Origin of the sequence: Hyphococcus sp. (assembly GCF_965267305.1) — a bacterium.
GTDB lineage: Bacteria > Pseudomonadota > Alphaproteobacteria > Caulobacterales > Parvularculaceae > Hyphococcus.
In genome coordinates this window covers 1,247,164-1,273,142 of the sequence record NZ_OZ253945.1, presented here as the reverse complement: position 1 = coordinate 1,273,142, position 25,979 = coordinate 1,247,164, and the positions used below count along the sequence as shown (strand labels likewise).

The following is a 25,979-nucleotide window of genomic DNA, read 5'->3' as shown; positions in this document are numbered from 1 at the left end:
CGGCTGTCGAGAGTCGCGATGAAGCCCATATCTTGTCATACGATCGCTGACGCCCTCGTTTTCGGCGAATCCCCGCGTTGGCGCGATGGATGTCTTTGGGCGTCCGACATGTTTGGCGGGCGGATCGTACGCATGAATGAAGCGGGAGCCGTGGAAACGGTCCTTGAGACCGAAGCGCCGTCCGGGCTCGGCTGGCTTCCGGACGGTCGATTGGTTTTCGTTTCGATGAAGTCCTGCGAACTCAGGTCTTACGACGGGACGCGCGTTGAGCCTTATGCCGACCTGTCGGCGCTTTGCGCCGGCAAGAGCCTTAACGACATGGTGATCGACGCTAGGGGCCGCGCTTATGTCGGGAATACGGGCTGCAACCTCTTTGAGGGGCTCGATCCCCATCCGACTAATCTCGTTTTCGTGGAAAACGGTCGGCCGAGAACGGTTGCTGACGATTTGATTTTCCCGAACGGCATGGCGATTACGCCCGATGGATGCACATTGATCGTGGCGGAGACATTCGCGCATCGGCTGACGGCTTTCGACATCGATCCGAGCGGCTCCCTGTCGCGGCGGCGCGTCTTCGCCGATCTCGGTGAGAGAACGCCGGATGGCATCTGTCTCGACGAACAAGGAGCGGTCTGGGTGGCGTCATCCGAAACCGGCGAATTCGTCCGCATCCTGGAGGGCGGGGAAATTACGCATCGGATCGATAGCGACGCCCCGTTCGCCGCTGCATGTGCGACGGGTGGAGCAGATAGAAAGACGCTTTACATGATGGCGACGCTGTCAAGTCCTGCAGAGATTCTGAGCGGACGGTCGCGCGCCCGTATCGATGCAGCGCCTCTCGAAATTCCAGGAGCGGGGCTGCCGTAAAACGATGAGCCGCCGCGGGGTGGTGTTTCCCCGACGGTGCCGCGAATTTTAGGAAACACATCGGGAGGGAATTATGAGGAATAAGAGAAGGATGATGGCGGGAGCCGGGCTGATCTCCCTAGTCATGTCGACAACCGCCATTTCGGCCGATGACATCGATGACGTCATTATTGTCACGGCGCAAAAGCGCGCGGAGGATATTCAATCTGTGCCGATCACGATGCAGGCTTTTACTGCGAACGAAATCGCACGGCGCGGCGTCACATCGTCGACTGAGGTGTTTGCGCTCATTCCTAACGCCTCAACCAATGTCGCCGCAGGAGACTCGCAGTTTAATTTCTATATTCGCGGCGTTGGCGACTCGAACTTTCACGTCAACTCGAACACGGCCATTGGCGTTTACGCCGACGAGGTTACGCTGAACTCGCCGGTTTCATGGTCGTTTCCACTTTTCGATCTGGAACGAATTGAAGTGCTGCGCGGGCCGCAGAACACATTATTCGGAAGAAACACGACGGGCGGCGCGGTCAGCTACATTTCCGCCAAGCCGTCGCTTGAGGGTGGAACCTCCGGCTTCGGCCGCTTCACCGCCGGGCGATATTCTCAGTTCGATGTGGAAAGCGCGCTGAACTTGCCTCTTTCGGACACAGCGGCGCTGCGCATCGCCGGCATGGCGAACATTCGCGATGATATTCAGGAAAACAAATTCCTTGGCGTTGACGGTTTCGACAAGAAAAAATACGCCGCTCGCGCACAGTTGTTATGGCGACCCTCAGATCGGCTCGAAGTTCTCCTGAACGGACATTTCGGCCTAAACCGGGGCAGCAATCACGCCGTGAAAACCATTGGCACGCGCGATCCAGGCGATCCGACCATGCCTTGCGCTTTGCCGCCTGGAGACTGGGGCTTGGGCCAACCTTGCGCCGACGCGGGAGGATTTGTTGACACGGGTGACGCGCTCGAGGTGTTCGCGAACATGCCAAACGCGCGGAACGATATTGATTCGTATGGCGGCTTCTTCAACATCAACTGGGATCTCGGATTCGCCAACATCACCGCCATCACCGCCTATGAAGACAATAAGCTGCGCCGCAGTAATGATGTCGACGGCGGGCCACACGCGTTCTTTGAGCTGCATCAATCGGCTGACGCGGACCAGTGGAGCCAGGAGGTCAGGCTGACGTCGCCCGGCGACAAGGCGTTTCGCTGGATTGTCGGGGGGCTTTACTTCAACGAAAAGGCGAAATGGGTCACGGCGGCGAGAACGACAGGCGCGCCGCCGCCGATCGGCGGTGCGCTGCCGGGTTCGCCGGCGGCGGCTTTCACGCTGGTGCCAACGACGATCATCGACCAGGACGATGCTGCGATATCCGTTTACGGTCAGGCGGACTGGGACGTGGCGGACAAATTGACCATCACAGTCGGCGGTCGCTATTCTTGGGAGGAAAAGGACGGGTTCAATGACACGTTGATCGGACGCGGGGCCTTGTTTCCAATCGGCACTTTCCTCGGTGAAGCGGAAGTTGAAACTGATCCGATCAGGTTGGTCACCAGCACGCCATTGTCGGGCGACTGGAATGAATGGGGTGGGCGGTTTGCAATTGCTTATGACGTGAATGACGACGCGATGCTTTTTGCCAGCGTATCACGGGGTTTCAAGACCGGCGGCTTCAGCACAGCGGCGTTGCAGGCGATTATCGGTCAGGCCGCGCGGCAGGTCGATGAGGAAACTCTGCTCACCTATGAGGGTGGTTTGAAAACGAGATCGTTCGGCGGGCAGCTGCTCGCAAACGCCTCCGTCTTTTACAACGACTGGAAAGACATGCAGATTTTCAGCGTGCTTCTGGAAGGCGGTCAGATTCTGCCGCTTCTGCTGAATATTCCCAAGGCGGCGAGCTGGGGCGCTGAGCTTGAACTTCAATTCGAACCTCAAGACGGCTTGGTATTCCAGGGCGCGGTGGGCTGGCTAGATTCGGAGGTCAAAGACGCGACTAGCCTGCCGACCATCAGCGAAGGCAACACGCTTCCATATTCTCCGCATTGGACGGTCAACGGACTCGTAAGGAAAGAATGGGAATTATCGAATTCCGCGGTACTCGCGGCGCAAATCGACGCCGCTTATGTCGGCGACCAATCCTACGACATCGAGAATAAGCCTGAGTTCAACGAGGACCAGCGGACAATTCTGAATGCGAGACTGTCATATGTCGTGGGCAATCTTGATTTTGGACTTTGGGGAAAGAACCTGACGGGTCAAACCTATTGCGACAATATTCAGGAGTTACGATCTAATACTGGATCGATCAAGTGCCTCCAAAATGACGGCGTGCCGATATTTGGCGGCGACGTGCGGGTCAATTTCTAACGGGAGGAGCGTATCACATGATTGAAGCGAGCAATGATCCTCCAATGCTCGAACATGTTGGATTGAACGTCTATGACCTGAAATCAATGGTCGGCTTTTATTCGCGGGTTATGGGGTTGCACGTAACGGATCAGGGACAGATGTCGCGCAGCAACGCCGATATCGTTTTCATGAGTTCCGATCCGGAACTGCATCATCAACTCGTCCTGGCGAGCGGAAGGCCGGAAACTGCGCGGCCCGGCGCAATCAATCAGGTCTCATTCCGGGTCAGGTCTCTCGGCGGACTGAAGGAGGTTCTCCGACGTCTTGATAGAGAAGGAATAGAAACGCTCGACAGAATGGATCATGGCAATGCATGGTCGATCTATTTCAATGATCCTGAAGAAAACGTCATTGAAGTATACGCGAAGTCGCCGTGGCATGTACCGCAACCCTGTCGTCTTGAACTTGATCTTGAACAGTCGGATGACGAAATCGTCGCGATTACGGCGCGCAGAGTTAAAGACATTCCAGGCTACATGCTGGCGGCGGAGCGCGAGGCGGAGATGCGCAAGCGAATGGGCGCCGCCTGACTGAAGCGAGGCTGAAACTCTTGATTTGAAATATACGGAAGACCGCATGAAATTAGCACTGGTTGAAGGTCAGGGATTGGGAATTGTTCGCGATGATTTAGTCATCGACGCGTCGGTGTTGGTGGCGTCCTACAAGGCGAAGACAAATCAGGAGCTCGTTGAGGCGGTCATCAAGGATTTCGGCGCGCTTCAAGCCCCTCTCGAAGAGCTTGAAAAAAGCGGAACGGGACGGCCATTGTCGGAGGCGCGTCTTCAAGCGCCGGTTCCAAGACCAGGCAAGATTATTGCGATGGGCGCCAACTATCTCGAAGGGACAGATGGACCGCCTTTGCCCATTTGGTCCTTCTTCAAGTCGCCTGAATCGATCCTTGGTCCCGGCGGCACAGTTGAGCTGCCGGACGTGGATGCGAGAGTGTTTCATCATGAGCCTGAGTTGGTGCTTGTAATTGGGCGCGAATGCAGGAATGTAACGCCGCAAGACGCTCTGGATTACGTGTTTGGTTATACCGTCGGCATTGATGTGTCGGGGCGGTTTCCGGTTTTGCAGCAGTCGCTATTCAACAAGTCGCACGATACCTTTGCGCCGATCGGCCCTTGGATCGTCACAGCCGAGGAAATTGACGACCCGCAGAATCTGCGTATTCGGTTGTGGGTCGACGATCAACCCCGGCACGATTTCTCGACAAGCGATATGGGGCATCGTATCCGGGAGTGCATTGCATATATTAGCGCCGTAACGCCGTTGCTTCCGGGCGATCTGGTTTTCACAGGGACGAACCATCAGGGCATAGGCCCGATTCAGGACGGCGAGACTGTCACGGTCGAAATCGAGCAAGTCGGCCGGCTCGTCGTCAAGGTGAAAGATCCGCTGAAACGGCGCTGGCCGAAACGGATTGACGACGAAATGCCAGCCCGCATCCGGCGAATGATCAAGGAGGGCACACCGCCCGGCGGCGTTTCGGCGCACCGGTGACTGGAGGCGCAAAGATGGACAGCGATACTTTCAAAAAAGGGCGGAAAATCCGGGAAGAATTGCTTGGCGAGGACTATGTTCGCAAGGCGCTCGATGAAGCGAACGATTTCGACCGGGATTTTCAGGAATATATCACCGAATGTGGATGGGGACGCATCTGGGGACGCGATGGCCTTACACGCAAACAACGCAGCCTGCTCAATCTCGGGATGCTGACATGCATGGGCCGGCTGCCAGAATTGGAGCTTCATGTCGGCGTCGCCTTGCGCAACGGGCTCACAAAGGAGGAAATCAAAGAGGTTTTTATCCACGTAGCAGGTTATTGCGGCATTCCTGCAGCACTCGAAGGACAGAAAGTTGCGCGCAAGGTCATTGAACAGACCGGCCTCTGATAGAAACCACCCTGACGACGCCGCTTCTGTCCGGCATGCGGCCGACGCTCGCTAATTGTCAAAAAACACACCCTCAATAATTTTCCAGTATTCTTGCCTAGTCTTAGAGGAATCGACTTTTTTCTTTGCGACAAATTCTATTTCTGAAGTCAGGCTAGAAAGAACGGCCGATACGCCGATCAGCATATAAGAAAATAAGATAGGATCGCCTTTGGGAAGCTGGCCGCTGTTTTGACAGTCTTTGATGCACTTCGACTGCAGCTCGATGATTGGCGCGACATGTTTCTTGATCGCCTTCCTGCCCTTCAGACTCATGCGCGCGCTCGCCTGGATCATGAAGCGGTGGAACGCTTTGTTCTCCATATCATATTCAAAAAACGTCCTGACGATTTCCTTGAGAACGGAGCGGCTGTCCGCTTTTTTGGAAATACTCTCAATGCGCTTTGCGAGTTCGCCAACGCAGTGCTCTATGACAGCATCCCACAGTCCTTCCTTATTGCCGAAGTGATAGTCGATGATCGGATGCTTGGCTCCGCTTGCAGCGGCGATGTTGCGAATGGTTGCGCCATCATATCCTTTTGCGGCGAATTCGGCCAAAGCGGCAGCCAATATGCGCTCCCGCATTCGCGCCGCGCGCGGGGAGATTTTGGTATTCATCGGCTGACCTTTCGTTTTTTCCCGACCTATCATGGCTTGCGCCGTCTTCAAGTATACAATTCTAGGATAGTTCACGAGCAATGCGAAGGTTGGAATGGTTGCGGGTATGGCTCTTTTCCGCAACCTGATTGCCGGCGGCATCTTGGGCGACTACCGTAGACGTCGAATAAGAGGAAGCGGCAATTTTTTAGCCATAACGTCGATTTGCCGCTTCATGTGGCAAAATCCCGCTTCAGCAATTGTAGTGTTGCGCTCTTGGTCAATGGCGTGCTCGGGCAAAAACAGGCGGTCGAGGTCTCGCCGGTGGCGTCAAGCTTCGGCGGAAGAAGTTGAACGCATCCGGACGCGAGCCCTCAGTCATATGGCGCGTCATAGTCTCTGCAAGAGGCTGTCCCTGCAAAATATTCTATCGGGCCTGACAAGAATGCTTCAACATTGCTCGCGCCGCTAATTGATCACTACGCGCAACCCTATATGGTCCGCACTGAAAACCTTATTCTAAACTTGCAGGGCTTAGGGGTGGCTGCGCACAGATATGCTCAAGATACGGAAAATATCCGCTCTTGCTAAGATGCTGCGCGATATTTCTATTTGCTTATTGATCATGAATATCTGATGCCCATTCCCAGGAATTGTCGATTATGCATAGGCCCCGTTTCTGTTAGGAAAGCTCCCGACATGAAGGAGAACTGCGTAGCCTGCGCTTGGGCTATCAAGCAATGGAAAGCGCGCTACCACATATTGACGCGCCTCGCGGCCGCGAATCCGTTTTACCCAGTGGCGCGCCATACGCCTCATCAAAATCAGGGAGGAGTTAGGCGCTAACTCCGTTCTTTGTGAAATGTGTGTGCAACTAATCCCAGCGATCATACAGGTTCAATTCCGAAAAATGCCCCGAGGAGCGGCCTCCTCGGGGCTAGTTAGGCGTGCACCAGGGAGGACGCAGCGCCGATTATGTAGCAAAAATGAACATGCCGCTTTCGCGGCGGGTGAGTCCTCGTTGTCTTGCCATACGATGCAATCGATAAAGGCGAGCCGGCGCCCGGCTTTTGCAATGTGCGCTCTGGCGAAGAGCGGCGAAAGCCTGACGGATTTCAGATAGTCCACATTGATGTTGATCGCCTCGCCCGCTGGATCGGAACCAAGGGCGCGCCGCAATTCATGCAGTGCGGCAAGTTCCAGAAAAGTCGACACAACCCCGCCATGGAGCGCTTTGATCAGCGGATTGCCGATGTGAGCGTCATCCGGTGAAATTGAATAAAGGGCGCCGTTTTCGGTTTCCTCGACATCAAACCGGAGCCAGTGGCGAAGCGGCGAGTTCGCAAATTGCGTCATGCCGGTTGCCTTTTCCCGAGCCGTGCAAAGTCCGGCCCACCGCTGGCGATCATGAAAGCGCCAGTCGCACTCGCTAGAGGTCTCCCATCATAATCAAGGATATCTCCTCGCGTCCGGGCGATTTTACCGCTGACGTCGTGACATTCGGCGCTGCATATAATCTTTGTACCGATTTCAATGGGGCGGAGATAGTCCGTCTTCAGATTGATCGTAGCAATTGCTTTTGGCTGTTGAATTTTTGCAAAAATTGAAAATCCGAATACCGTGTCAAGAATGATTGTATAAGCGCCCGGGTGCGCGCTGCTTTCTCCATCCTTATACGCGAAAAAATCCGGTATTGTCGCGAAAACCGAAACCCCGTCTTTGTCGACTTTATTCGGTTCCATCCGTAATGCCGCGAACAATTGATGGTCCCCGGAGAAGAACGACTTCATCACCTCCGCCCAAGGCGGCATACCGCCTCCGTCATTAAACGACATTTCACTCTGCTGGCTGCTCATGACTGTGATTTATTTTTGGAGGCTTTGCGCTGGACGCGATTCAGCTCATCGACGCTGTCGGAAGCATACCCGACCGGCTCGGCGCTGAGATCATTAAGGTTGGATTTTGCGATAGTGAGCGCCTCGACGAAGTCCTCAACGTTCTTGTTCGACATTCCCTTGAAGGCGTCTTTATAGAGATTGTTCGCCGCCGCGCGCATCTCCTCAATTAGAGGTATAATCTTGTCTGTCAGATGAACAAGATTTGCGCGCCGATCGGCTGCCGATGGCGCACGGCGAACCCAGCCGCTTTCTTCCAGCCGGTCAATAAGCCTTCCGAGCGGCGCCGGCTCCATATCGAGCTCATCTGCGAGCGCCCGCTGCGTCCGCCCATCATTTCGGTAAAGGTGCGCCAAAACAAACCATTGCGCCCGCGTGAGTCCTAAGTGTTTGACCCGGCGATCAAATTCGCGCCGGAGCAGGCGCGCTACGTCGTGAACTAAATAACCTGGATTGCGTTCAAGCCTGTTGTCCCACCTGTTCATTCTTCGCACCCGCGCCTTGTGATTGCCACGCTTAATATATACTAAGTTATTAAGTGGTAGTATAGCAAAAATGTCAGACAGCCGAGAGTAGGGCCTGATAATGCGTGCGGTTGTAAAATTTCTGCCCGGTTGGCGGATCGGCGTGGCGGCTTTCGCGGCCGCAATCGTTACGCTCGCCGGCTGCGATTCGGTCGACGGCGGGGGCGTTGAGCCGTCGCAAGGTTCGTTAACGGAAGCGCCGGCACCTGCCAAGTCCGTAAAAATCGTCAAGCCGAAATCCGCGACGACGCGTGAAACGGTCGTCGCGACAGGTTCGATCGGTTCAAAGCAAACAAGCAATATCGGCCCGCTTGTCGAAGGCGTTGTCGAAACGATCTTTGTCAATGTCGGCGACAGGGTTGCCAAAGGCGATCCCCTCTTTCGGACGCGGCCGTCGCGTTATGAAAGAGAAGTCGATGAAGCAGAGGCGAATCTTACGCTTGCGAAAGCGAACCTGCGCAACGCCCGTCAAGCGTTCGACAGGGTTCGAAAGCTGAAAGAAGAAGGTTATTCTTCTCAATCACGCCTCGACGACGCCAGGACGGCGTTGGATGTCGCTGCGGCGGAAGCGGAAAAACGCGAAGCCGAGCTTAAAACCGCACGCAAGAACCTTGAGGACACCACTGTCAGGGCGCCCTACGACGGCGTCATCACGCGGCGCTTCAACGATGAAGGCGTATATCTGTCGAATGTCTTCCGCGGAGGCGTTGAAAGCTCGGTTCTGCAAATTCAGGAAAACCACATTGTCGTCGCGGTCGTTTATGCACCCGAACAACATTTGAGTTCGCTGAAGCTTGAACAAAAAGCGCTCGTCTACGTTGAGACGCAACCGGAGCCGCGGGAATCATACGTTTTAGTATTGAATGATATGCTCGATGTCGGCGCCCGTACGGTTGAGTTGCGCCTGCCGATCGACAACTCGGATTACGCGCTGAAATCAGGCCAGTTCGCCCGCGCTGAAATATTCACCGATGAAAAGCCGGTATTGTCAGTCCCGGCAAAAGCGGTTTTTCAGGACCAGTCGGGCGCTTATGTTCTGGTTTCGCTGGATGGCCGCGCTGAAATGCGGCGCGTCGTCGCGAAGGAGCGTCCCGACGGAACATTCGCCGTGCTCGAGGGCCTCGACGCGGACGATGACGTCATTGTCCCGAACGGCGAGCCCGTCGCCGCCGGCGATCCCGTTGCGCCCGAGTCCGTGTGATGTGGCTCGTCGATCTATCCATCAAGCGCCCGGTTCTCGCCGTGATGATGATCGGCGCATTGGTCGTGCTCGGCTGGATTTCGATGGGCCGGCTTGGCGTTGATCTCTTTCCGGATGTCGAGTTTCCGTATGTCGCGGTGACGACCACGCTTGAGGGCGCGAGTCCCGACACGATGGAAACGGAAGTTTCCGACGTGATCGAGGAAAGCGTCAATACGATTTCCGGGATCAAGCAACTGCGTTCGACAAGTGCGGATGGCCTCTCGCAGGTTTTTATCGAGTTCGAACTCGAAGAAAATGTCGATGTGAAGGCGCAGGACGTGCGCGATAAGGTCAATATCGCTCGCCGCGACTTGCCCGAAGACATCGATCCGCCGGTCATTGAGAAAGTCGATCCTGACGCCGCGCCGATCATGTCCATCATGATCGCCGCAGACGCGTCAATCGGCGAAATCACGACCTATGCGGATGAAATCGTCAAGGAAGCGGTTCAGCGCCTGCCAGGTGTCGGGTCGGTCACTATCGTCGGCGGTCGTCTCCGCGAAATCCGCATTTGGCTGAACGCAGACAAGATGCGCGCATTCGGCGTGACGGCCGACGACGTTGTCCATGCGGTCAGATCTGAGCACGCAGAAGTGCCCGGCGGGCGCTTTGAGATCGGCGGCGGCGCGCGCGAATTCGGGGCCAAGACGGTGTCGGAGGCGAAGACTCCGCAGGAGTTCGCCGATCTCGTGGTCGCTTATCGCGAGAGCGGCGCGCCTACGCGGATCGGCGATGTCGCGCGAGTCGAGGACGGGCTGGAGGACGAACGCAGCTATGCGCAATTCAATGGAAGGCCCGGCGTTTCGCTAGAAGTCCGCCGCCAGTCCGGCCGCAATACGCTCGAAGTCGCCGAGGCCGTTCATGCCGAGGTCGAGCGACTGCAGGCGGGCGCCCCCGATGGATATGAACTTGTTGTCGCGCGCGATGTGAGTCGGTTCATCGAATCGTCGGTTGAGGATGTCACCCGCGAACTCGAGATCGCGATCGTTCTCGTCGTCATCGTCACCTTTTTCTTTCTCTTAAGCTGGCGCGCCACGCTGATGGTCGCCATCGCCATTCCGACATCCCTGATCTCGGCGTTCTTCGCCTTCGAGGTCTTCGATTTCACCATCAACATGCTGACATTGCTGGCGCTGACGGTGACCATAGGCTTGCTTGTCGATGACGCCATCGTCGTCGTTGAGAGCGTGCAACGCGATATTGACGCCGGGATCGAGCGGGAAGTTGCTGCACGACAGGGAACCGCGCGCGTGGCGCTCGCGGTGCTCGCCGGCACCTTTGCGACGCTCGCCGTCTTCGTGCCGATCGCGTTCATGGAAGGCATTGTCGGGCGATTTTTCCTTCAATACGGCCTTGCGATCGTCTTCGCCGTCTCTGTGTCCTTGCTCGTAGCGCTGACATTGACGCCTATGCTGGCGTCGCGCTTCCTGAAGCCGGAATCGCATCCGGCCCTTCTGCGCCCGATCGAAAAGTTTCATCGGCGCCTGGACCGCGCATACAGCGCTATCGTCGGCGTTGTCGTCCGCTGGCGCTATCTTGCGCTGGCCGCCGCGATCGGCTCGCTTTTTATCGGCGGTTTTTTCGCCTCGCGCGTACCGAGCGGTTTCACCTCAAAAGCCGATCGCAGCGAATTTCTGGGGGCGATCGAATTGCCGCTTGGATCGGGAATCGCTGAATCGAAAAAAGCGATTGCAGCGACGAATGAAGCGTTGCGCGGCGTTGAGCATGTGAAGAACATTTTTCTGACCGCCGGGGCGGGTAGCCAGGGAAAAGCGAATGTCATCGACCTCTATGCGTCGATTACACCGAAACAAGAGCGGCGGATCGGTCAGTTCGAGGTCATGGATGAAGCGCGGCGTGCGCTTCGCGAGGCCGTTCCCGAGGCGAGCGAAATCACCGTGGCCGAAGTGCCGTGGATTTCCGGCGGCGGGGTTTCCACCGGCGATATCGAACTCGTCATTCGCGGCGACTCGATCCCGGAAATCGACGCATATGTCAAAGCCATCATGGCGAGAATGCGAGAGACAAACCTTTACTCAGATTTGCGTTCGAGTTTCGAAGAGGGCCGGCCGGAACTGCTGATCGATTTCAACCGCACGCGCGCCGGCGATCTCGGCGTTTCCGCACGCAACTTGGCCACGACGGCGCGCACGGTGATCGGCGGCGTTGACGCCGGAACTTATGAAGAAGGCGGCAGGCGTTATGACGTGCGCGTACGCCTTGAGGAGTCCCAGCGGCAGAATCGGGACCAGTTGCAGCTCATCCAGATAAGAAGCGAGTCTGGTCAGTTGATCGATCTCGCCAGTGTCGCGACCATGCGCTTCGCCAGCGGGCCGTCGCAAATCGACCGTCAGGACCGGGCGCGCAAAATCTCGATCCTCGCCAACACCGCCTCAAACGTTGCGCTTGGGACGGCAACGGAAGCGCTTGAGATGATCATCGCGGAATACCCCCCGCCTGCGACCATGCAGATAAGCTATGAGGGATCTGTGCGGCGGATGAATGAGTCGATTTCAGCGATCATTTTCGCCTTCGGATTGGCGATGGTCGCGCTCTATATCGTACTTGCAAGCCAGTTCAATTCTTTCGTGCAGCCGGTCGTCATCATGCTGACGGCGCCGCTGTCGTTTTCCGGCGCCTTCGCCATGCTTTATTTCGGCGGGCAGGAAATGTCGCTGTTCGCGCAGATCGGCCTCATCGCGCTGATGGGGATCGTCATGAAAAACGGCATTCTGCTCGTAGATCGCGCAAACCAGCTACGCGAGGAAGGCGCGCCGGCGCGCGAGGCGATCCTCAAGGCCTGCCCGGAGCGATTGCGGCCGGTGCTGATGACGGCGTTCGCCGCCATATTCGGCATGATCCCGGTTGCGCTTTCAGGATCCGACGGCGCGGAATGGAGAAACGCACTCGGTTATCTGATCATCGGCGGACTTTCATCATCGACAATCCTGACCCTGCTCGTCGTGCCGGCCGCCTATATGGTTCCGGGCGACGTCAAGCAACTTATTTCGCAGGTAGTTACTAAGTTCTATCGCAGACGAGGGGCACGAGAGCATGCAAATGTTTAAAGTGAGTGGTTGCGCGTCGATGGTAAGAGCGGCGGTGTTTGCCTTGCTCGGGATTCTGGTTTCGGCGTGCGCGACGGATCAACACTATTGGGCGCCTCCGCTTGACGCCGTCCGCATTCAGGAAAGTCGAAGTGCTAATTGCGTCGATAACGAAATCTTGCTCGCGGGCCGCGATGCTTTGGCTGTCGTTGAGCAGACCAGACGCGATCCAGATAATGCAATCGAAAAAATTTTTGCAGAAATGACTGTCTCAGCCGTGATTGGCGAGATTGCTTATTGCGATTCCATGGAAGGCGAGGAGGAAGAGAAAATCCAGGCTGCGCTAAGCGATTTCGGCGCGCTTTCCTATAATGCCGCTTATCTTCGTCCCCGATTTTCATCGTTAACTACGTTTCCGAGCGTTTATCTTCTTTCAAAGCCCAGTTCTCATCGCATTATAGTGTATTTTCCCGGGGTAGATGCGGCGGCGGGGCCTGGTGACCTTCTGCAAAGCCTGAAAGCTGGCGCCGCCGAAGATCAGCCGGTCGCAGGACAACCATATATTCCTCGCGGGCACGGCGGTTTTCGCGAAGGTATCGCAAATTTGATAAACGACGGTTTTTTCTTACAGGCAAAATCGCTTGCGGAGCTTGAGGAAGAATGCAGTCAGTCAGCCAAATCGGATAGGGCTCCGGACCGGAAGACAGTTTCGCTCGCCGGCTTTATCTGCACATATGATGTTGCCGATCCAACACGTTCTGATCCAATTGAACTCGTTGTCGCCGGACATAGTCTTGGCGCGGGCGTTGCGCAAAGCGCGCTTGGCGCATTCAACGGCATGACGTGGATCCGAGAGCCTGCAGGCGGCTGGGCTGTCGCGGCGCCGGAACGCAATTGGCCGTTTCGTGTTAGAGCGGCCTATCTTTATTCGCCGCCCCTTGCACTTTATCCACGGGATGAAGGCTGCAATCGGGTCAGTGGCGGCGCCGTCAATCCTATAGATGTCTACACGGTTCACGGTTTAACTGATCTTACGTACTCAATCATCAAGGAAGGCGATCCTGTACCCAATCTTTGGCGCCCAGGAGGACCGTCTATAAATTGTGTTGAAGGCAATCATTTTGGCAAGATGGTGTCTATTCCTCGAGGCGAGGAACCTGATATTGCAGCGCGGACACCAGTTACAATCAAATGGGACAATCCATTTCCTCATCGCCTGCAGTCCTATCGCAAAGCCCTCGCAAACGCCCTTCGCCGAACGCAGGATGATCGCCCTGGTGCGAAAGATGAAAAGATCTCCGAGCCAATGGGCGGGTATTGATATGATATCTGCAATACGAATGTTCACATCTGTCTCTTTGTCGATACTTTTGTTGATAGTGAACGGCGTTGCGAGTGCCGAAACCCTGGAGGAGGCCCTGTTGCTGGCCTTCGCCGCGAATCCGGAAATCGCTGCAGAACGCGCGCAGCTTAACGCAACGCGTGAAGGCGTCGCCCAGGCGCGCGCACGCGGCCTTCCGCAGATAACGGCTGGCGCCGGTTATGAGGAGGTCGATAATACCCAGTCAATCAGCAGCGAAGTTTTCGGCGCCGGGGCGGAGGATCGCAATTTCGATCTGACTACGGCGACCGCACAAGTGCAGGGCGAGCAGCAAATCTTTGCGGGATTGCGCAACGTCAACGCCATCCGGCAAGCGAAGGCGCGCGCGAAAGCCGGCGGCGCTCAGCTTTCCCTTGTCGAGCAGGACGTACTTAACCGTGCGGCGGCGGCATATTTCGACGTCGTACGCGACATGGTCGTTTACAGGGCAACAGAAAACAACGTTCAGGTTTTAATTAAGCAATTCGAAGAGATCGCGTTTCGTTTTGAAATCGGCGAAGTCACAAAAACAGATGTTGCGCAAAGCGAAGCGCGCCTCGCGCAGGCGCGAGCCCGGATGACCAACGCGCAGGCGCTGCTCGCAATCAGCCGCGCTGCATTTGCTGAAATCATCGGGCAAATGCCCGGGAGTCTTGAGGAGGCGCCGGGCATGCCTGATACGCCGGCCACGCTCGATGAGGCAAAGGCCATTGCGCGGGAGCTCTCGCCTGTCATCGCGCAGGCGCAAATGCGGGAAGAAGCGTCACGCCGAGGCGTCGCTATCGCAAAAGGCGCGTTTTCGCCGACAGTGTCCCTGCGGGCGGAATATCAATATGCCGAGGAGCCGTCGTCATTCATCGAACAGGATGAACGTTTCGCTTATGGCGTCCGCGTGACCGCGCCGATCTTTCTTGGCGGCCTTCGCCTTTCGCGCGTGCGGGAGGCGCGCGCAATCAATAGTGCAGACCGCCGCCGCATCACCGTGGCCGAACGGCAGGTTGATGCGCGCGTGACGATTGGCTGGCAGCGACTTACGGCCGCACGCGCGAACATTGTGTCATCGCGAACGCAAGTGCGGGCCAACGCGCTGGCCCTTGACGGCGTACGGCGCGAAGCCGAGGTCGGTGTGCGCACTACGTTGGACGTGCTCGATGCTGAACAAGAATATCTTGACGCGCAAGTGGCGTTGGCGAACGCAGAACGCGATGCGCGGGCTACGACTTATGAGCTACTAGCATCAATCGGTGCGATTCACCTTCAAGAATAAGGAGGCGCTTCATTGCGCACGAAACTGGCTATTTTGACATTTAACAGTTCGCATTATGCGCTTTATGGGCAAGAGTCGGCCAGTCAGGCGAAGTTTGACTGCGAATACTCATTACTTTTTGCGAATCAATAATATGTCGAAAGGAAAAGCATTTGTCCGATCGGTCATCAGGTATGAGAAAGAACTGCGTGCTTACTTCCTGCGACGCATGAGCTCGCGGGCGGACGCCGAGGACTTGACACAGGAAGTTATTCTTCGAGCGCTCTGTGCAGCGGAGCGTCAGGAAATTGAACAACCCAGAGCGTTTCTTTATGGGGTGGCCAGGAATGTCTTGCGAAGCGAAGTTACAAAAAAATCACAGTCAATCATTCATTATATAGAGGATTTAGGCGCTTCGGAGGACTTCAGTACTGAATTGCCTTTGGAGGAGGCAATCGAGGCGCGGGCTGCTTGGCGGGATTTCGCCGAAGCGGTGAATTCGCTGCCGGAACAATGCCAAAAGGTCTTTGTAATGAAAAAGGTTTACGGGTATTCGATGAAGGAGATTGCGTCGAAACTCGACATATCGCCCAGTACCGTAGAGAAACACGTTGCCGCGGGCCTTAAAAGATTGGTTCAGGTGAAGACGGCTCAGCAGTCGGCGAAAGCGGGTTCTTCCACGGTGCGGCTATTAAGACCTGGAAAGCGGTCCTAGACATGACTGCAAACCAAGCATTTGAAAGCAACGATCAAATTCTTTCCGAAGCGGCATCGTGGATTGCGCAGCTCGAATCCGGGCCAATTTCGGCGGAAGACGAGAAGGCTTTGAAGGAGTGGGTCATCAGAAGTCCGGCGCACAGGGCGGCTCTTCTGCAGTGCGCTCGCGTTTGGGTTGATTCAGACGCCGCATCAATTCTTCAGCCGTTTTTTGTGAATGCGGTGCGTGAGCATCGGCTAAGTTTGCGGCAGTCTCGGTATCGGCGCATGCGACGTTGGTCAGCGGCTATATTGGTCGCTTCTGCGATCGTTTTCACAGCGATCGCCTTAGTGCGCTTTTCAGTTGTGCGGGAGGTATCGACCATTAAGATTGCGACGGGATACGGCGAAACGGAGAGTGCCGCTTTGCCGGACGGCTCCGCCATAACGGTGAATTCTTCAAGCCGGGTCGAAGTGGAAATTGACCCCGGTAAACGTGAGGTGCGCCTCGCAAGCGGCGAGGCTATTTTTGATGTCGCAAAGGATAGGGACCGACCATTCATAGTGGTCGCGGGGGAGCATGTTGTGCAGGCGGTCGGCACCGTTTTTAGCGTTCGTTACGAAGGTGAGGAGCTCAATGTTTCCGTACTCGAGGGGTCTGTCCATTTTTCGCAAAAAGTGCAAGCACCGTCGAATCCTTCAGTACACGGGCGGCGGGAAGAAAATGCGGGGACGCTTCAGTATGAGGCGTATATTGTTGCTGGGCAGGAATTGACCACTGCGCCGGAAAAAGGAACGCTTATCGATAAAGTGGAATTCTCTGTATTGGAACGGCGTTCAGCATGGCGCGACAATCTCTTGGATTTTGACGGAGAAAGACTTGATTTCGTTTTATCAGAGTTATCGCGGCACACGGGACTGACGTTCGAAATCGAGAGTGAAGACGTGGCGCAAACGCGGGTTGCGGGAATCTTCCAGCTTTCCAATGCCGACCAAGCAGTTGACATCATTGTTGAAAGTTTGGGTTTGGTAGCGACTGAAAATCCTCAGGGCGTTATCCAGATTACACAAAAAGAAACCGAAATCGAAAAACCTTAGATTATGAGTAGAGGATTTTTCTCGCCAAACTGACTTCTGGTTAGTCACCAGGCTAAAACGGCGACATAGGGAGGCGACATTTTTCGAATCTTACGGGGCTTATGCGCCGCGCTAATTATTCTGGCGCACTGTTCGGCATTTGCGAGCGGTGCCAACTCGCATCAAATAAATATTGAGCGCGGGCCGGCGGAGCATACGCTAAAGCGATTGGCCGAATCGACTGGCGTTTCCATCGTGTTTGATTTGAATGTTGTTCGCGAAGTGCTGACCAACCAGGTTAACGGTCAGTTCTCCGTCAATGACGCTCTCTCAATTATGCTCGACGATACTGCTCTGCGTGGCGCTCAAACGGACGGGGGCTTCATTGTGATTGCCCCTGCCGGCAGCCGGGAGGGTAGAAAGATGAGCAGACGATTAGCGAGGCTTGGATTGTTGGTGGGCGCGAGCGCAATAGCGACGACGGCTGCGGCTCAGGATGAGCTGACCAGCGCTGATACTGACGATGTTATTGTTGTTACAGGAATCAGGGGCAGCCTGCAAACGGCAAATCAGAGAAAGAGGTCGGCAGACAGCTTCATAGATGGAATCGCTGCAGAGGATCTCGGCAAATTTCCTGATCAAAACGTAGCCGAGTCGCTGCAGCGAATCACAGGCGTCACAATCAATCGCGTTGCCGGGGAGGGTGCGCAGATCACGGTTCGCGGTTTTGGTCCAGAGTTTAATCTTGTGCGGATGAATGACCGCACCCTCGCAACTGTGACGGAGGAACGGAGCTTTGATTTCCAGATTCTACCATCGGAACTGATTGTTGGCGCGGATGTTGTGAAGAGCCCGACGGCCGATATGTGGGGCGGATCAATCGGTGCGAATGTCAATCTTCGCACGGCGCGGCCACTTGACGGGTCGGGTTTTACACTGGTCGGATCAGGTCAGGCGCGTTATCAAGATCTTGGCGAGAAATGGGGACCGCGCCTATCGGCTGTCATCGGGCAGACATTCGCGGATGACTCATTCGGCGTACTGCTCGGCGCGGCTTATGAGGATAGGGTCGTCCGGACGGAAGAATCGCGTAACGGAGAAGCTTTCGGCCAAGGAAACGGCTGGTTTCTTTTCGATGGGCCCGTCGGCGGTCCGGGGACCGAGGTCCGCCAATTCCGTGTTCCGGCTCGTTCAGGCCAGAGTTTTTCCGAGGACGACCGTCGCCGGATTGCTGTTCATGGCACCATGCAATGGCGCCCGTCGGACAAAGTGGAAATGGTGGTCGACGGGCTTTTTGTCGATTTCCAGCGTGACGGCACGTTGCAGGGAGTTATCGCGCCTCTCCAGTTTCCGACATTCGATCCGGCGAATCTGGTTGTGAACGAGAACGGCACGGCCGTTTCATTTACCAAGTTCTTCGGGCCCTTGGATATTCGCTATGAAGAAAACAACGCGGCGAGCAATACTTATGCGATCGGCTGGCATGGAACGTTCGAGCCCACCGAGCGCGTGACGTTTAATGCCGACGCATCCTGGTCCCGCGCCTCAGCTACAAATCAGTCCATCCTGATTTCGCCAGGCATTTTGAATAACAACCCACTGAATAATCCCTTGCCTGGCGGCGCTGCAGATCCCGCCTTCCAGCAGAATGTCATAACCTGGACGAATGGCGACGTGCCGTCCTGGTCGAACAGCTTGGATCTCTCAGATCCAAGCCTGGCGCGCATCCATGTTGCGAGACATCTCGCCGACGAACTCGAAGACGAGCTGTTTGAAACCAGGCTGGACGGAACCTTCGAGGTGGATCACGGCCTCTTCAAGTCTTTCAGTATCGGCGGTTTCTACAGGGATCGCAGCAAGTCGACGCTGCCTTTTAATAACGGCGTCGGCCCGAACGGTGAAGACGGCCCGCTCGGCGGCAACATTCCCGCCTGGATAATGCCCGGCGCGCCTTTTTCCGTGTATGGAAGGCCCAATGCTTCGGGCCGCGTTTTCCAGGCGCCCGCGGCTATTTTCACGCCGGTGTCCGTTCCTGATTTGCTTAGCAGCGAGAACGCCTCCATTCTGACGGATTTTCTCCTGATCGATGTTGACGCCTATTGCGATTACGTCCGTGAAGCTACGCTCAACCAAAATGTGTGCTCGCTGCAAGAACGGCAAGATTTCAGGACCGGCGTTGATGAGACGGTGTTTGGCGGCTATGCGCGCATGGACCTGGCCGGCGAATTTGGCTCGATGCCTTTCACGGCGAACTTCGGAATTCGATATGAACGCACTGAAACGACGTCCGAAGGACCGTTTTCCGCGTTGCTGAATTTAGCGCCGGAATCTCCAGACGGATCGACGTCGGGTCTGCTAGTCACCACATCGCCAAGCGAGATTGTGACAGCGGACAATGAATATTCGAATTTCCTGCCGAGCTTCAACTTTTCTCTTGAGCTCTCGCGGGGAACCTATTTCCGTTTCGCTGCTGCGAAAGTGATCTCTCGGCCGACGCTTGGAAAGATCATTCCTGGCCAGACCTTCCCGTCACGGAGCATCGAAAGCTTCCAGCGGATCGCGAACAACCCTGACCTTGACCCTTATGAGGCGTTCCAGCTTGACGGCGCGCTTGAGCATTATGCGGAGAACGGGAACGCGTTCTCAATTTCTCTGTTCTACAAGGAAATCGAGACGTTCATTTCCGAACAGACAGTTCTTGTGGATTCGGGGTACGATCACCCGACATTTGGCGACATTATCATCCGCGACCAAGCGCCGCGAAACCGGCAGGGAGGCACGATTCAGGGCTTCGAGATCGCCGCTTTGGTGAACTTTGATTTCCTCCCTGGCTTTGCCAGAAATTTAGGTGTGCAGGCAAACTACACTTTCGTGTCCAGTGAGGACGCCGCTGCGAATGATGAAATCGCCGAATTGCCGCTCGCCACGCTTCCCGACAACGGACTTGAGGGTTTCACGCCTCATTCCTATAACATCGTGGGCTTCTACGAAGATGAGCGTTTCCGCGCTCGCGTCGCCTGGAACTGGCGCGACACATTCCTAGAATTCCGCTCCGGCGCCGAAGGTATAGCCAGTCACATTGACGCCTATGGACAGCTTGATGCGGGCCTCGGGTTCAAGATCAATGATCACTTCGAACTGACGGCCGAAGCGAGCAATCTGCTCAACGAAAATACGATCCGTTTTGCAGATATTCGTGAGCGCGTGTTGCTCAACGAATATACCGGGAGACGTCTCTTTCTCGGCGTGCGTGGTAGCTACTAGCAGCAATTTCAATCCATCGCCGGATCGGTGCGTCGGCAGTCCGAAAGTTTCCAATCCTTGCGGGCGCCCGCTGCGGCGATGAAGAATGAGATGCGGTCTCGCCAAAGCTGAAAACCGACCCGTGGCTCCGAGGGAGTTATCTTCGCAGGTGGGGCGGGAACCGCAGAAAGACTGATGATGGATAGACGCAGAGAATTGACTTTATTGGGCCGCAAAGTGTGTTTGGCGTGCCTGTTTGCGCTTGTGGCTGCGTGTGTTGGCGGGGGGCGTTCTAGCGAGGTGATCGCGCTTACCGCCGACCAGCCCATGATTTTTGTGCTGGCCGGGCAGTCCAACATGGTTTCGCGCGGGAAATTGGACGACGTGTTTCGCGACGATGTATTGCGTTCGACAGGCATAAGCTACGTGTGGGGTCTGGAGCGCCGGCCGATCGCTGATTTCGTATCGCGCTCTGGCCTCGACGACCCCTGGCCAAGAAAGGCCGGAAATTACACGCAGGGAGTTGGCGTCAGCTTCGCCCTCGCCTTGCGTTCAATGGGCGTCAAGCAGGACATAGTTCTTGTACCGTGCGCAGTTAGCGGATCAAGCATTGTCGAATGGGTTTCCGAACCTTCGGGCGCGACGACGGAAGGTCTTTATGAACGGTGTCTAGGGAATGTTGAGGCAGCGCGCCAATTTGGAGAAGTTCGTGCGCTGCTTTTCTACCAAGGCGAGCGCGATGCGAGAGATGATATACGCGCGCGCAGCTGGGGGAAGCTTTTTCGAACCGTAATCGGCGCTTTTCGCGCTGACCTCGACAACTCTGCGCTTCCGGTGTTCGTTGTGCCCCTCCCAGAGCTCGGCGCGTCGCTTAACGATCGATATCCATTCTGGAGCGACGTTCAGAAAATGCAGGCTGAGATCAGCGGTAGCGCCTTGAGCGTCGTCGATAGCTCGAATTTAAAAACCGGTGATGACGGGCTTCATCTCGACTCGGAGTCGCATCGGATCTTGGGGTGGCGTCTGGCGGCAGCGTTCTGCGACAGAACCGACGTATGTTAGTTCATTGGGATGACGCGGCGATCCGCCAGAGCGCTGCACCGAATGCGGCAAGGCTGAGAGACGAGACTGTTTGGCGGTATTGGCGAGTGGAAGTGGATAGGTTGAAACGGTGCGGAAATGAGTAAATTCAAGATTTCACAGCCTGCCGTTCTGGCGGCCCTTGTAACGCTAATCGGTTGCTTCACGTCCGCTTACGCCGCCGCTCCAGGCAAAAAGCCTAATGTAGTCATTTTTCTTGCGGATGATCTTGGCTATGGTGATCTCGCGACTTATGGCGGAAAAGCGCAATCGCCCAACATTCAGAAGCTTGCCGATCGCGGCGCGATGTTTACTGACTATTACGCGGCTGCGCCAGTGTGTTCGCCTTCGCGCGCTGGACTTCTTACTGGCCGGTTCCCGATGTCGACAGGAATATTCACCTATATCCGCGCGCGCCGGCCAGGTCGGGATCTTGCCGAAGAGCAGGTGTGGCTCAAAGAGTCATTCCTGACAATGCCTGAAATGTTGAAATCCGCCGGTTACCAAACCGCGCATTTCGGAAAATGGCATCTCGGGGCTTATCCGAAAACGGCGTCACATCCGCATCCGCAGCCTGCCGATCACGGATTCGACTATACATTCGGGACGCCGAACAACGCATTTCCAAGCCATCTCAATCCGACGAATTTTTTTCGCAACGGCGAACCGCTCGGCAAGATCGAAGGCTATTCAGCTCAGATTGTCGCATCGGACGTTATTGCGCAGTTGGACAAGCGCGACGCCGATCGGCCGTTCTTCTATTATCTTGCTTTTCACGAGCCCCATTCGCCGATCGCTTCGCCCGAAGACTTGATCGAAAAATATGCCGAGCAAGGATACGGTCCTGTCGAAGCGGAATATCTGGCCAACATAGAAAATCTCGACTCGGCTATTGGACGGGTCATCGCCGCGCTCGACGAACGATCCCTTCTTGAAAACACTGTGATCGTCTTTCAGTCCGACAACGGGCCTATCAAGCCGGGGGAAACCGGCGGGTTGCTTGGCGAGAAAAACCTGGTCTACGAAGGCGGAATTCGGGTGCCGTTCGTTATGGCGGGACCGGGGGTGCCAAATGGCCTCTACACCTTTCCCGCCGGCGCGGTCGATTTGTTGCCCACACTAAGTGCGATGCTTTCGGTTGAGGACGCCGCACGGTTGTCGCGCGACGGCGTCAGCATCCTGCCATTTCTTCGTGAGGCGGCGCCAAATCGCCCTCGGCCGATGGCGTGGTTCTTCTATAGGAACAAACCTCAAGCGGCGCTGCGTTCCGGTGACTACGTTCTTGTCGCGTCCTTCGACGACTCGACTGCGCGAACGCACTTTATCGCCGCTGAAGATCAGGAAGACATTCGACGGATGCCGTCGGAGTTCGACACCTTCAAACTTTACGATATCCGCAAAGATCCGGGCCAGACGAAAGATCTGGCGAAGTCTCAGCCCGAGACGACGCGGATGCTGGCGCTCGAACTGCAGAAAATCCTGATCAAGGACCTCGACGAAGCGCCGATCTGGAAAAAACTTCCGAGCCGCAAGGGATGGCCCCAGCGCGTTCAGAACTGGCCACAGGAGTAGAAATGAGAGCCGCAATCACATTTTTTACAATTGTTCTATTCGCAATCTCATCCGCTTACGCCGCGGAACGGCCGAACATTGTCCTGATCGTCGCCGACGACCACGGGCTCGACGCGATCGGCGCATACGGAAATGATGTAGTTCAAACGCCAAACTTGGATCGGCTCGCCGCTGAAGGCGTCCGGTTCACGAATGCTCATGCGACGGTTTCTAGCTGCAGTCCGAGCCGATCTGTTCTGCTGACGGGCAAGCAGAATCACGAAAACGGCATGTACGGATTGCAGCACTGGGAACATCATTTCAGTTCGTTCGACGATATAAAATCATTGCCAGTCATGCTGGCCGATAGCGGCTATCGAACCGGGCGGGTCGGCAAAGTGCATCTTGCGCCGGACGCGGTTTACAAATTCGACAGCCCGCTTTCGGACGGCGCCGCCAACGACATGGCCTCCGTCGCGCGCAGCCCGGTCGAAATGGTTGAGTTATCGGAAGATTTTATCGCTGCGGACGGCACTTTCTTCCTCTACTTCGCCACAGATGATCCGCACCGCGCGTTTCCCTTCGACACTTATCCCGCGCCGAACAGTTTCGGTAATCGCAATGAAGGCTACCCTGGAATCACTCACGTCGAATATAGGCCGGAAGACGTGAAAGTCCCGGCATTTCTACCGGACATTTCGGCGGTACGCGAAGAACTGGCTCAATACTATTCATCCGTATCGCGGCTCGATCAGGGAGTCGGCGCCCTGCGCGCGGTCCTGGAGAAACATGGGAAGCTCGAAAACACGATTATCATTTATCTGTCCGATAATGGAGTCGCTTTCCCTGGCGCCAAGACGACCCTCTATGAGCCGGGCATCAATTTGCCATTGATCATTCGCGACCCGAAGAGCCGACGAGCCGGCGGCGATGTCAGCGATGCTCTCGTGTCATGGATGGATATCACGCCTACAATTCTTGATTATGCAAATGCGTCGGCTGAGGGTGAAACGCTGCGCGGCGTATCACTGAAGAAACACATTCAGAAATCGGGGAAAATGAACCGGGCTGCGATTTTCGGATCGCATTCTTTCCACGAAATTCACATGTATTATCCGGTTCGGATGATTCACACAGGTCGCTACAAGCTTATACATAATCTTGAGCCGACTCTCGATTTCCCGATGGCGCTCGATCTTGAGCAGTCTTCAACATGGAGAGCGTTTCTTGACAGTGGTGATGATCATTACGCGAACCGTTCCAAAAAAGAATTTTTTGATCGACCGGAGTTCGAACTCTATGACCTTGTTGAGGATCCGGACGAGTTGAACAATCTCGCCGATGACCCTGGTCATCGTGAGATTCTGAACAGGATGAAGAACGATCTTCACAAGTTCATGGTTGATACCAATGATCCATGGCTGTTGGCCTTGGATCGCTGACGCGCGTTTGCGGGTGAGCGTCGACAATAGCCCTGGCCGCGAGTGCGCGGGACGGGATTGAAATGCGGCAGGCGGAAACTCTCGACTGCCGTCAGGAGCACAAGGCGAATTAGAATCATGGCTGACCCAGCGTTGAGAGCGGTATTCCTGGTTGCCGCGGCGTTTCTTTCGGCATGTTCTCATGTTGAAGCCGCCGGGAAGAATACACCTGTCGTGGAGCTAGGATCCGTCCGTCTTGAAGGGAGCGTCGAGGACGGCGCACAGTCCTTCAAGGGGATTCCCTACGCCGCGCCCCCGGTCGGCGATTTGCGATGGCGCCCGCCACAGCCGCCGTCCGATTTGCCGCAGTCGCAGTCGTATGAGGCTCGCGCTTTCCGCTCCGACTGCATGCAGATCCCTTTCGAAAGTATTGTCGGCACTCCTATCAATACGGAGCCGTCCGAAGACTGCTTATATCTCAATGTCTGGCGCCCGGCTGACACGGACGTCGGCGCCAACCTTCCTGTCATTGTGTGGATTCACGGCGGTGGGTTCGTTAATGGCGGCTCCTCGCAGGATATTTACGACGGCGCCGCCATGGCGCGCGGCGATGTCATCTTTGTGACCTTTAATTACCGTCTCGGACGTTTCGGATTTTTCGCCCACCCCGCCCTGAGCGCGGAGGGCAAAGGACCCTCCGGAAATTACGGCTTCATGGATCAGATCGCCGCCCTGAACTGGGTGAAAGGTAATATCTCTGCATTCGGCGGCGACCCGGACAATGTGACAGTTATCGGAGAATCTGCGGGCGGCGTTTCGGTTTTGAATCTGATGGTTTCTCCCGCCGCCCGCGGCTTGTTCCAACGCGCTGTCGTCATGTCGGGCGGCGGCAGGACCATTCGCGGCTTCGGCGGTCGCCATATACGCGAAAGTCGGATTGGCGTGGCGTCGGCGGAGGAAATCGGCGTCAATTTCGCGCGCGCGGCGGGAATTAACAGTGAAGGAAAGGCCGTGCTGGAAGCACTGCGCGCATTGACAGCGGAAAAGGTTCTCGGCGATCTGAATCTGCGGACGTTGTTTGTGCAAGATCCGCTTTCGCCGCAATTTCCCGGCGGGCCTTTCGTGGACGACGGAATCATCACCGGAGAGATCGAAGACCTGATCGGTGGCGAAAACGCCTTTAGCGGACCGCTGATGATCGGCACGACGAGCGCGGATATGGGGTTTGCGGCCGCTCCGACTAAGCCTCTATTGTTCGCTACATTTGGTCAGTATGCGAAAGAAGCGAGAGCGGTTTATGATCCGGCTGGAGAAATGGGCCTGAAAAATCTCGTGGATATGGTAGGCGCTGATCGTGTGATGCACGAGCCGGCCCGGCATGTCGCTCGGCGCCATTCCGATTTCGGCGCCGCTGTTTATCTATACAGGTTTCATTATGTAGCCGACGCTGTTCGCGATAAGTGGGATGGCGCTCGACACGCGTCTGAAATTCCCTACTTCTTCGGAACGGTCGGCATCCGCTACGGCGATGAAACAACGACGCAGGACTTGTCGGTGCAGCGGTTGGCCAATGGATATTTGTTGAATTTTGCGAAAACAGGCGATCCCAATGGCGCTGCCCTGAATAACTGGCCGACGTTCCACCCGCGCGAAATCCTGCTGAAGTTCACCCAGGAAGGAGAGGCGAGTGCTGGCGCTGATCCGTGGGCGCAAAGGCTAGATGTGGTCGAGGCCGCTCGGAGCGTCAGCCGAAACAGTAGCGACAATCAATGACAGATGCGACTAAGGAAG

At 55.9% G+C, this 25,979-nt stretch carries 20 protein-coding genes; 16 read left to right on the top strand and 4 right to left on the bottom strand.

The features are described 5' to 3' along the window. Positions 1–18: 18 nt before the first annotated feature. The 5 genes from ACQY5P_RS06055 to ACQY5P_RS06035 all read left to right on the top strand — a co-directional run bounded on the left by ACQY5P_RS06055 (position 19) and on the right by ACQY5P_RS06035 (position 5,169). Positions 19–867: an SMP-30/gluconolactonase/LRE family protein gene (locus tag ACQY5P_RS06055; protein ID WP_104831474.1), complete on the top strand. Its 849-nt coding sequence runs from the start codon at positions 19–21 to the stop codon at positions 865–867. A gap of 91 nt (positions 868–958) precedes the next feature. Then, complete coding sequence (locus ACQY5P_RS06050; protein WP_165793806.1) at positions 959–3,232, top strand: TonB-dependent receptor; 2,274 nt, start codon at positions 959–961, stop codon at positions 3,230–3,232. Positions 3,233–3,249: 17 nt separating this feature from the next. Continuing rightward, on the top strand, positions 3,250–3,804 hold the full coding sequence (locus tag ACQY5P_RS06045; RefSeq protein WP_104831472.1) for a VOC family protein: 555 nt from the start codon (positions 3,250–3,252) through the stop codon (positions 3,802–3,804). 46 nt (positions 3,805–3,850) lie between these two features. Then, entirely contained in the window at positions 3,851–4,777 is a 927-nt protein-coding gene (locus tag ACQY5P_RS06040; RefSeq protein ID WP_133162369.1) for a fumarylacetoacetate hydrolase family protein, read from the top strand. Between the two features lie 14 nt (positions 4,778–4,791). Then, positions 4,792–5,169: a carboxymuconolactone decarboxylase family protein gene (locus ACQY5P_RS06035; RefSeq protein WP_104831470.1), complete on the top strand. Its 378-nt coding sequence runs from the start codon at positions 4,792–4,794 to the stop codon at positions 5,167–5,169. Positions 5,170–5,220: 51 nt separating this feature from the next. Here ACQY5P_RS06035 and ACQY5P_RS06030 read toward each other — a convergent pair whose 3' ends face one another. The 4 genes from ACQY5P_RS06030 to ACQY5P_RS06015 all read right to left on the bottom strand — a co-directional run bounded on the left by ACQY5P_RS06030 (position 5,221) and on the right by ACQY5P_RS06015 (position 8,185). Beyond that, positions 5,221–5,877: a TetR/AcrR family transcriptional regulator gene (locus tag ACQY5P_RS06030; protein WP_165793804.1), complete on the bottom strand. Its 657-nt coding sequence runs from the start codon at positions 5,875–5,877 to the stop codon at positions 5,221–5,223. An 825-nt stretch (positions 5,878–6,702) separates the two neighbouring features. Next, the gene (locus ACQY5P_RS06025; RefSeq protein WP_104831468.1) at positions 6,703–7,161 is read right to left on the bottom strand and encodes a PaaI family thioesterase; all 459 of its coding nucleotides are present in this window, start codon (positions 7,159–7,161) and stop codon (positions 6,703–6,705) included. Further along, entirely contained in the window at positions 7,158–7,661 is a 504-nt protein-coding gene (locus ACQY5P_RS06020; protein WP_104831467.1) for a PaaI family thioesterase, read from the bottom strand. Before ACQY5P_RS06020 ends, ACQY5P_RS06025 begins: the two co-directional genes overlap by 4 nt. Continuing rightward, a complete protein-coding gene (locus ACQY5P_RS06015; protein ID WP_104831466.1) occupies positions 7,658–8,185 on the bottom strand; it encodes a MarR family winged helix-turn-helix transcriptional regulator in 528 nt (175 codons plus the stop codon). Before ACQY5P_RS06015 ends, ACQY5P_RS06020 begins: the two co-directional genes overlap by 4 nt. A 100-nt stretch (positions 8,186–8,285) precedes the next feature. On the opposite strand from ACQY5P_RS06015, the gene ACQY5P_RS06010 reads away from it, so the two are divergent. The 11 genes from ACQY5P_RS06010 (at position 8,286) to ACQY5P_RS05960 (ending at position 25,961) form a co-directional block, all read left to right on the top strand. Beyond that, positions 8,286–9,425: an efflux RND transporter periplasmic adaptor subunit gene (locus tag ACQY5P_RS06010; protein WP_104831465.1), complete on the top strand. Its 1,140-nt coding sequence runs from the start codon at positions 8,286–8,288 to the stop codon at positions 9,423–9,425. Beyond that, positions 9,425–12,535: an efflux RND transporter permease subunit gene (locus tag ACQY5P_RS06005; protein ID WP_207764901.1), complete on the top strand. Its 3,111-nt coding sequence runs from the start codon at positions 9,425–9,427 to the stop codon at positions 12,533–12,535. Before ACQY5P_RS06010 ends, ACQY5P_RS06005 begins: the two co-directional genes overlap by 1 nt. Then, positions 12,522–13,835 carry a hypothetical protein gene (locus ACQY5P_RS06000; protein WP_428409884.1) on the top strand — a complete coding sequence of 438 codons (1,314 nt, stop codon included), beginning with the start codon at positions 12,522–12,524 and terminating at the stop codon, positions 13,833–13,835. The genes ACQY5P_RS06005 and ACQY5P_RS06000 overlap by 14 nt, the downstream gene beginning before the upstream one ends. Beyond that, positions 13,780–15,141 carry a TolC family outer membrane protein gene (locus tag ACQY5P_RS05995; protein ID WP_104831463.1) on the top strand — a complete coding sequence of 454 codons (1,362 nt, stop codon included), beginning with the start codon at positions 13,780–13,782 and terminating at the stop codon, positions 15,139–15,141. The genes ACQY5P_RS06000 and ACQY5P_RS05995 overlap by 56 nt, the downstream gene beginning before the upstream one ends. A 133-nt stretch (positions 15,142–15,274) precedes the next feature. Next, a complete protein-coding gene (locus ACQY5P_RS05990) occupies positions 15,275–15,835 on the top strand; it encodes an RNA polymerase sigma factor (RefSeq protein ID WP_165793803.1) in 561 nt (186 codons plus the stop codon). 2 nt (positions 15,836–15,837) lie between these two features. Continuing rightward, a complete protein-coding gene (locus tag ACQY5P_RS05985; RefSeq protein WP_104831461.1) occupies positions 15,838–16,914 on the top strand; it encodes a FecR family protein in 1,077 nt (358 codons plus the stop codon). Positions 16,915–17,121: 207 nt separating this feature from the next. Beyond that, positions 17,122–20,157 carry a TonB-dependent receptor gene (locus tag ACQY5P_RS05980; protein WP_207764900.1) on the top strand — a complete coding sequence of 1,012 codons (3,036 nt, stop codon included), beginning with the start codon at positions 17,122–17,124 and terminating at the stop codon, positions 20,155–20,157. 279 nt (positions 20,158–20,436) lie between these two features. Beyond that, positions 20,437–21,198 (top strand): sialate O-acetylesterase, encoded by a 762-nt coding sequence (locus tag ACQY5P_RS05975; RefSeq protein WP_165793802.1) that lies wholly within the window; start codon positions 20,437–20,439, stop codon positions 21,196–21,198. Between the two features lie 117 nt (positions 21,199–21,315). Continuing rightward, on the top strand, positions 21,316–22,788 hold the full coding sequence (locus tag ACQY5P_RS05970) for a sulfatase-like hydrolase/transferase (protein WP_104831458.1): 1,473 nt from the start codon (positions 21,316–21,318) through the stop codon (positions 22,786–22,788). 2 nt (positions 22,789–22,790) lie between these two features. Beyond that, positions 22,791–24,209 (top strand): sulfatase family protein, encoded by a 1,419-nt coding sequence (locus ACQY5P_RS05965; RefSeq protein WP_104831457.1) that lies wholly within the window; start codon positions 22,791–22,793, stop codon positions 24,207–24,209. Between the two features lie 42 nt (positions 24,210–24,251). Further along, on the top strand, positions 24,252–25,961 hold the full coding sequence (locus ACQY5P_RS05960) for a carboxylesterase/lipase family protein (RefSeq protein ID WP_428409883.1): 1,710 nt from the start codon (positions 24,252–24,254) through the stop codon (positions 25,959–25,961). Positions 25,962–25,979: the final 18 nt, after the last annotated feature.